The sequence below is a fragment of the Acidimicrobiales bacterium genome (genome assembly GCA_036491125.1).
Lineage (GTDB): Bacteria > Actinomycetota > Acidimicrobiia > Acidimicrobiales > AC-9 > AC-9.
Genome location: DASXCO010000210.1, coordinates 1 through 7,195, shown reverse-complemented (window position 1 = coordinate 7,195; position 7,195 = coordinate 1). Strand labels below are relative to the sequence as shown.

The 7,195-nt window shown below is 70.0% G+C and carries 5 protein-coding genes; 1 reads left to right on the top strand and 4 read right to left on the bottom strand.

Annotation, left to right across the window (positions count from 1 at the left end):
• Positions 1–440: 440 nt before the first annotated feature.
• Genes thrC through VGF64_16830 form a run of 4 tightly spaced genes read right to left on the bottom strand, consistent with a single transcriptional unit; the run spans position 441 to position 5,796 of the window.
• Positions 441–1,508 carry a threonine synthase gene (gene thrC, locus VGF64_16845; GenBank protein ID HEY1636429.1) on the bottom strand — a complete coding sequence of 356 codons (1,068 nt, stop codon included), beginning with the start codon at positions 1,506–1,508 and terminating at the stop codon, positions 441–443.
• Complete coding sequence (locus VGF64_16840; GenBank protein HEY1636428.1) at positions 1,509–2,849, bottom strand: homoserine dehydrogenase; 1,341 nt, start codon at positions 2,847–2,849, stop codon at positions 1,509–1,511. It lies immediately after the preceding gene.
• A 44-nt stretch (positions 2,850–2,893) separates the two neighbouring features.
• A complete protein-coding gene (lysA, locus tag VGF64_16835; GenBank protein ID HEY1636427.1) occupies positions 2,894–4,153 on the bottom strand; it encodes a diaminopimelate decarboxylase in 1,260 nt (419 codons plus the stop codon).
• A gap of 32 nt (positions 4,154–4,185) precedes the next feature.
• Positions 4,186–5,796 (bottom strand): arginine--tRNA ligase, encoded by a 1,611-nt coding sequence (locus VGF64_16830; protein HEY1636426.1) that lies wholly within the window; start codon positions 5,794–5,796, stop codon positions 4,186–4,188.
• 125 nt (positions 5,797–5,921) lie between these two features.
• Between VGF64_16830 and VGF64_16825 the strand changes: the two genes are divergently transcribed.
• Positions 5,922–7,157, top strand: coding sequence for a transposase (locus VGF64_16825; GenBank protein ID HEY1636425.1), 1,236 nt, complete (start codon positions 5,922–5,924; stop codon positions 7,155–7,157).
• The last annotated feature ends 38 nt before the right edge of the window (positions 7,158–7,195 follow it).

Here is a 7,195-nt window from a genome sequence, read left to right as displayed (position 1 = left end):
GCCTTCTTGGCCCGGGAGCCGGGCTTCAACGACATCGCCTCGGCTATCGCGTGGAGCTCGTCTCGTTCTTTGCGCTCCAGGACCGAGCGCTCGAGCTGTTGCTCTCCACTCATCGAGCACCTCTTTTGTGTTTGTGCAGTGATGGTCGGGGACGGGGGCTTGCGGGTTCCTGTCAGGATCCAGTGACGCACCGCGACAGCTGCTTCGCCAAAGCCCGGTGGGAGCAGAAGAGTGCCCGAGGACCAGAAACCCCGAAACAACCTCGCTTACAGAAGGTTTTCCCCCTGTCGTAGCCTCCCAGGCGTCCATCTACGAGAACGTCTCGAGGTGGCGCCGCATTCCGAAGCAGCAACCGACAGTGCGCGAAAGCATAGCCGCGATCCGGCAACCCGGCAACACACCCACCGCCCCTGGCCTGGGGCGGAGTACCCCAGCGCGTCCTAGAGACCGAGCTCCACCAGCACCGCGGCCAGATCGGCGTCGACTGGCGTCGGCACGGTGATCTGGCTGATCGCGATGTCGGGGTCCTTGAGGCCGTGGCCAGTCAGGATGCAGACGACGGTCGAGTCGGATGGCGCACCGGTCTGCAGGAGACCGGCGACGGCGGCCGCCGACGCCGGCTCACAGAACACCGATTCTGCGGCGGCGAGGAACCGGTAGGCCTCGAGGATCTGCTCGTCGGTCACGGCGTGGATCCCGCCCCCGGACTCCGACGCCGCCGCCGTCGCCGAGTACCACGAGGCCGGCTTTCCGATCCGGATGGCGGTCGCCACGGTCTCCGGGAGCTCGATGGGATGCCCCTCGACGATCGGCGCCGCGCCCGCAGCCTGGAACCCGAGCATGCGGGGCACGCGGGTCGACCTACCGGCCGCGCGGTACTCGCAGTAGCCCTTCCAGTAAGCCGTGATGTTCCCGGCGTTGCCAACCGGGATGCATTGCACGTCCGGGGCGTCGCCCAACGCGTCGATGATCTCGAACGCTGCGGTCTTCTGACCTTCGATGCGGTGTTGGTTGACCGAGTTGACGACGACGACCGGCGCCCGCTCGCCGAGCTGGCGCACGATCGACAGGGCCGCGTCGAAGTTGGCGGGCACCTGGAGCACCCTGGCCCCGTGGACGAGGGCCTGAGCCAGCTTGCCCAGGGCGATGTGGCCCTCAGGGATCAGCACCGCGCAGGTGAGGCCGGCGCGTGCCGCGTAGGCCGCCGCCGATGCCGAGGTGTTGCCGGTCGACGCGCACACGACCGCCTTGGCCCCAGCTTCCACGGCCTTCGAGATCGCGACCGTCATGCCGCGGTCCTTGAACGACCCTGTCGGGTTGGCTCCCTCCACCTTGAGCAGCACCCGCGCCCCGACCCGTTCGGAGAGACGCGGTGCGGGTAGAAGTGGTGTGCCGCCCTCTGCCAGCGTCACCACCGGCGTGGCGACCGTCACAGGGAGAAAGTCGCGGTACTCCTCGATGACCCCGCGCCAGCCGGGCGCGGACCGCCCTCCCACGGGTTGGCGCATCTACTCCGCTCCGACCTCCGCTCCGACGACACGGAGCAGGCCGCCGACGCGCTCGACAGCATCGAGTCGGGCGAGCCCGCCGAGCGTCGCCTGCACGTCGCGCTCCACGGCTGTGTGCGTGATGAACACGAGGCGGGCCTCGTCTCCGAGTCCGACCTGTTCCATCGAGCGGATCGAGACCCCGTGCTCGCCGAACACCGCCGCTACCGTGGCGAGCACACCGGGCCTGTCCAGCACGTCGATGCTGATGTAGAACTGGGCGCGCAGCTGGTCAACGGGGTGAATGTGTGCCCGGGACCGCACCGCCACGCGCCCGCCGACGCCCGCCCGCAGGTTGTGGGCGGCGTCGATGAGATCGCCGAGCACCGCGCTCGCCGTCGGCCGACCGCCGGCGCCACGGCCGTAGAGCATGAGCTCGCCGACGGCTTCTCCCTCGATGAACACTGCGTTGAACGCGTCGCGCACCGACGCGAGGGGATGCGTGCGCGGAACCATCGCCGGGTGAACCCGCACGGCGATGGCTGGCAGGCCGTCTCTCGATTCCCCACCGCCGCCGACGCCGCCTTCGTCCACCCGCTCGGCCACGGCCAGGAGCTTGATCTCGTAGCCGAGCTGGCCGGCAAAGGCGATGTCCGGCAGGCTGACGGACGTGATTCCCTCTCGGTACACGTCGGCGGTGACGACGTCCTGGCCGAAGGCGATGCTGGCCAGGATGGCCGCCTTGGCGCTGGCGTCGTGGCCCTCCACGTCGGCGCTCGGATCGCTCTCGGCGTAGCCGAGGCTCTGGGCCTCCGCCAGAGCCTCCGCGTAGTCGACGCCGTCCTCGCTCATGCGGGTGAGGATGTAGTTGGTGGTGCCGTTGACGATGCCCATGACCCGCTGGATGCGCTCGCCCGCCAGCGACTCTCGCAACGGGCGGATCAGGGGAATGGCGCCGGCGACGGACGCCTCGTAGAGCAGGTCGAGACCAACGGCGGCCGCCACCTCGGACAGCTCGCCCCCCGCGCTGGCGAGCAGCTCCTTGTTGGCCGTCACGACCGGCTTGCCGGCCTTGAGGGCCTCGATGATCAGGCTGCCGGCGGGTTCGATCCCCCCGATCAGTTCCACGACCACGTCGATGTCGGGATCGTTCACGAGCGCCGCGGCATCCAGGGTCAGCCGATCGGCGCTCAGCTCCGGCGGCCTGGGCTTGTCCAGGCTGCGCACGGCCACCCGATCCACCTGCAGCCGGACGCCGGTGCTCGTGGTGATGGCATCCGCCTCCGTGGCGAGCAGCTCGACCAGCGCGCCCCCGACGTTGCCGCAACCGAGCACGCCGACCCTCACCGGCGTAGTGGTCATGGATGCCACGCTACCTCCCGGACCGCTCGGAAGGGCACGGCAGCTCAGGCGTCGAGCCGGGTGAGGTCAGCGCAGGTCTCCCGGCGGACCACCGTCCGGGCCCGCCCGTCGGCCACGAACACGACGGGCGGACGCGGCACCTTGTTGTAGTTGGATGCCATGGAGTGCCCGTAGGCGCCGGTGACCGGCGTGGCAAGTACGTCACCGACAGCGAGGTCGGCCGGCACCTGGGCGTCCCGGACGATCACGTCTCCCGACTCGCAGTGCTTGCCGACGACCGTCACGGTGCGGGGCCGGTCGACCGTCGTGGCGCGGGGCAGAAAGGCCTCGTAACCACTGCCGTACAGCACTGGCCTCGGGTTGTCGCTCATGCCGCCGTCGACCGAGACGTAGGTACGCAGGCCGGGCAGCTCCTTGATCGTGCCGACCCGGTACAGGGTGACGGCGGCACCGGCGACCACGGCCCGCCCCGGCTCGGCCGTGACCCGGGTGCTCGGGGGGACGCCGAACCGATGGCAGGCGGCGCGGACGGCGGTCGCCCATTCGGTGATGCTCGGTGCCGACTCGCCCTCGACGTAGGCGACACCAAGCCCGCCACCCACACAGAGCTCCGGGAGCCCGAGCGGGGTGAAGAAGCCGGCCAGCACCTCGACCGCGTTCACGAACGAGTCGACCGCGAAGACCTGGCTACCGATGTGGGCGTGGACGCCGACCAGCTCCACTGCGCTCGATGCCTGCAGGCGTTGCACAGCCTCGGCAGCGGCGCCGGAGCTCAAACCGAAGCCGAACTTCGAGTCGTCTTGACCGGTCCTCACGTACTCGTGGGTGTGCGCCTCCACGCCTGGGGTGATCCTCGCCAGCACGGCGGGCCGGCGCCCGGCGGCGACCGACTGGAGGCGGTCGATCTCGTCGAAGGAGTCGACAACGATCCGGCCCACCCCCACGTCGACGGCGTGGGCCAGCTCCTCCTCGGACTTGTTGTTGCCGTGGAGGACGAGGCGTTCGGCCGGCACCCCGGCCGCCAGCGCGACGTACAGCTCTCCGCCCGTGGCCACGTCGAGCAACATGCCCTCCTCGTGGGCGAGCGCAGCCATGGCCTTGCACAGAAATGCCTTGCCGGCGTAGGCGACCCCCTCGCCCCACGCCTCGACCGCCTCCCGGCAGCGGGCGCGCAGGTGGACCTCGTCGTAGACGAACACCGGGGTGCCGACCTGCTCGGCCAGCTCGATCACGTCGACGCCCCCGACGGAGAGACGACCGTCGGTGGAGACCGACGAGTTGTCGGGCAAGAGACGCCGGCTCACGGCGGAGCTCGGGGTCCGAGCCTGAGAGGGAGTCACATCGAGTCTGGCGCGCTGACGCCCAGCAGGCCGAGACCGACGGCGAGCCCGATGCGGGCACCCTCGACCAGCCACAGGCGGGCCTGTGTCAGCTCCTCGCTGATCCCCTGACCCATCACGTAGCAGTCGTGGTAGAAGCCGTGGAAGTCCCCGGCCAGCTGCCGCACCCAGGTGGTGACCTTATGGGGCGCCCGGTCTCGGCAGGCGGTGAGCACCACGTCGGGGAGCTCGGTGAGCGCCCGCAACAGCGCCAGCTCCCGCTCGTGGGTGAGCAGGCCCAGGTCCACTCGATCGACGGGCCGTCGCTCGATCCCCCGCTCGCGCCTCACTCGGTCGATCGAGGCGATGCGGGCGTAGGCGTACTGCACGTAGTACACCGGGTTCTCCATCGACTCACGTCTGATGAGCTCGAGGTCCAGCGTGGTGGCCTGGTCGATGGACGTCATCAGGCTGAGCAGGCGGGTGGCGTCGGGACCGATGTCGGCGACCAGGGCGTCCAGGCTGACGAAGTTCCCCGAGCGCTTGGACATCTTGCCGTCGGCGAGGGACACCATCTGCCCGAGCTCGACCTCGAGGCGACCATCGTCGACGCCGAGCGCCCGCACCCCTGCGAGCAGGCTCGCCACCTGACCGTGGTGGTCGGCCCCGAAGATGTCGATCACCCTGTCGTAGCCCCTGATCAGGAACTTGTCCCGGTGGTAGGCGAGGTCACCGGCGAGGTAGGTGAAGTCGCCGTCGGACTTGACGAGGACCCGGTCGCGGCTGTCACCAACGGCCGTGCTGCGCACCCACGTGGCCCCGTCCGACTCGTAGACCAGACCCCGGTCGGCCAGCAGCGCGATCGTCTCCTCGACGGCGCCGCTCTCTTCGATCAAGGCCTGGCTGTACCACTCGTCGAACACGATGCCCAGCCCCTCGAGGGTGGCCCTGATGTTGTCGAGGATGCGCGCCGCGGCCCAACGGCCGGCGGCGACGAGGTCATCGGGGCCGTCGTAGGCGCGGGCGAGCTCGGCCACGTACTCGCCCTGGTAGCCCTCCTCGGGCACGACCTCTCCGCGCCAGCGAGCGAGGAGGCTCTCGCCCAGGCGCCGGATCTGGCCCCCTGTGTCGTTGACGTAGTACTCGCGGCTCACCGACCAGCCGCAGCGGGTGAGGATACGGCCCAGGGCGTCGCCGTAGGAGCACAGCCACCCGTTGCCCACGTGCAGGGGTCCGGTCGGGTTGGCGGAGACGAACTCGAGCTGGACCCGCTCCCCCTTGCCGGTGTCATGGCGGGCGTAGTCCGCCGTGCCCTCGCGGACGACCTGACGGAGGGCCTCGTAGAGCCAGGTCTGGCGCAAACGGAAGTTGACGAAGCCGGGCCCAGCCACTTCGACGGCGGCCACATGGGGAGGAGGGTCGGCGGTGAGCCGCTCGGCCAGGGCGGTAGCCAGCTCTCTCGGGGCCCGTCCCGCGGCCCTGGCCGACGTCAGGGCGACGTTCGAGGACCAGTCGCCGTGCTCGGGGCGGGCCGGTCGCTCGAGGGTGACGACGGCGGGAAGAGGTTCCACCTCGAGATCGGCCAGGGCGGCGAGCACGGAGTCGGCCAGCACGTCACGGACGGTCATCGAAATCGGGTGTGGGGCGGGAAGCCGACGACTTCAGTCGTAAGAGGCAGAGCCCCACTCGGGCCCCAGACCCGACTCTCGTGGTCCGACATGAGCGTCACACCCTCTTGGAAGGCTGATGGTCGATGAGCCAAGCAGAGGTTCGCTACCGCTACAAGCTTCGGGTCAGCCCCCGTCAGGCCGCCTCGCTCCAGGCCGTGTTCGATGCTTCCCGGTTCGTGTGGAACCAGGCCCTCGGCCGTTGGTCGGACCTGTGGCGCCACGAAGGAGTGCGCTTCGGCTACCGGGACGCGGACCGCGAGTTGACCGACTGGAGGGGCCGGTTCGAGTGGCTGGCGGCTCAGCCGTCGGTGACCCAACAGCAGGTCATGCGCGACCTGTACCGCGCCGTGTCGGCGTTCTTCGACAAATCGAACCCGTCCGGCCGGCCCCGGTTCAAGTCCCGCAAGGCCGGGTACTCGACGGCCCGTTGGACACACAACGGGTTCGCCGTGTCGGGCTCGGGCCTGGGCCTCAAGGCCGACGACCGCGTCGAGGTGGCCGTGGCCGGGGGGCGCATCGGCCTGCGGGCGGTGTGGTCCCGACCCCTGCCGTCGAGCCCGACCAGCGTGAGCATCTACCGGGACCGAGCGGGGCGGTGGTGGGCGAGCTTGGTCTGCCGAGTCGAGGTACCCGACGCCCCGGTCGCACCGACCGGCCGGGCGACCGGCCTCGATGTCGGCTTGAAGACCTTCGCCACCACCGAGGACCCCGACACTGACGTGGCCAACCCCCGCTTCGCCAAGAAAGCGACCAAGGCCCTGGCCCGCTCGCAGCGGCACCTGGCCCGCAAGCAGACCGGATCGAGGCGTCGGACGAAGGCCCGAGGGCGCAAGGCCCGCATCGAGGCCCGGGTGGCCGACCAACGGGCCGACTTCGCCCACAAGGCCGCCCGCAAGCTGGTCGGGGTCTACGACCGGATCGGCGTCGAGAACCTCGAGGTCAAGCACATGTCCCGCCGGGGTGGACGGCACAAGGCCAGCCTGAACCGGTCGATCGCCGATGCCGGCTGGGGCCAGTTCCGGGCGATCCTGCTCTGGCAGGCCACCAAGGCTGGCAAGAGTGTGGTGCTCCTCCCTGCGAGAGACACCACCCAGCGCTGTAGTGACTGCGGGGCAAAAGCCAAGCCCCGCATCGAGTTGTCGGACCAGGAGTTCCGGTGTCGTGAGTGCGGGCTCATCTTGGGACGAGACCGCAACGCGGCCAGGAATCTGCACCCGGACCGGCCGGGGCCGGACGGCAGGGCTGAACCGTCCGGGCAAGTCCCGGTGGGCGACGACGGCAGTAAGACCTTGGTTCCCGCGGGACCTGAGGCGGCCTGAGCCCCAGAATCCCACGACTGAAGTCGTGGGAGCAGTCA

What these genes read in the sequence shown, in the direction of transcription:
- thrC (HEY1636429.1), bottom strand. Translation starts at nt 1,508, where the DNA reads ATGCGCCAACCCGTGGGAGGGCGGTCCGCGCCCGGCTGGCGCGGGGTC.
- VGF64_16840 (HEY1636428.1), bottom strand. Translation starts at nt 2,849, where the DNA reads ATGACCACTACGCCGGTGAGGGTCGGCGTGCTCGGTTGCGGCAACGTC.
- VGF64_16830 (HEY1636426.1), bottom strand. Translation starts at nt 5,796, where the DNA reads ATGACCGTCCGTGACGTGCTGGCCGACTCCGTGCTCGCCGCCCTGGCC.
- VGF64_16825 (HEY1636425.1), top strand. Translation starts at nt 5,922, where the DNA reads ATGAGCCAAGCAGAGGTTCGCTACCGCTACAAGCTTCGGGTCAGCCCC.